This window comes from Vibrio sp. 704, from assembly GCF_033339295.1.
On the sequence record NZ_JAWOUH010000392.1, the window covers coordinates 1 to 735 of the forward strand.

At 43.7% G+C, this 735-nt stretch carries 1 protein-coding gene; it reads right to left on the minus strand.

The window, feature by feature from the left end:
• Positions 1 to 114: 114 nt before the first annotated feature.
• Complete coding sequence (locus R7R24_RS26665) at positions 115 to 612, minus strand: response regulator (protein ID WP_020840443.1); 498 nt, start codon at positions 610 to 612, stop codon at positions 115 to 117.
• Between the last annotated feature and the right edge of the window lie 123 nt (positions 613 to 735).

Sequence of the window (735 nt, forward strand, 5' to 3'; positions counted from 1 at the left end):
AAAACGAAGGTCTACGACCAACAAAAATGTGTCGAGGTTTTGTCAACTGACTTAATGGTGACGTAACAAAAGCAAAAAGCGCGCCACTAGTTGCTAGAGAGCTATTCTCAACTATTACTCTCCGAAGCTGGCTCTGCGATCTGCCATTGCATTCAAGATTGCTTCTGAATCGAGAATCGTCGTCCAAGACAACAAATTGTCATCATTTTCAATAACAAAGGCTGTTAGCTGGGATTTAATGGCTTGTCTTAGCTCCTCACCTTTCCAAGGCTTGGCAATGTAATAATCTAAGCTAGCATGGTTTACCGCTTCAACGGTGTCTTCAAGACCAGCTTGTCCGGTTAGGAGCACTTTTCTTGCTGCTTTGGTGTCACCATTTTGACTCAGTTCTATAAGAAAGCTGATGCCCGTTTGTTCTGGCATGATGTGGTCGCACAAAATCAGCGCAAGCTGAACTTCTTCTTCCGCCATCTCTTCAATCACTTGCTTTGCTTCCGTAACGGACTCTGCGCCCTCAACGATGAAATGTTCTTCGAATGGTGCTAAATCTTGAAGGACACTATCCAAGACTTCTCGTTCGTCATCGACGCATAAAATCAGATACTTAGTCATGTTTCATCTCCTTCTTCGATGACTGGTAACCAGACGGTCATACAAGTAAAGGCATTGAGTTCCGATTGAACATCAATCCAGCCTTTATGTGCTGCAACGATTTGTTGGCAAATAGACAGTCCA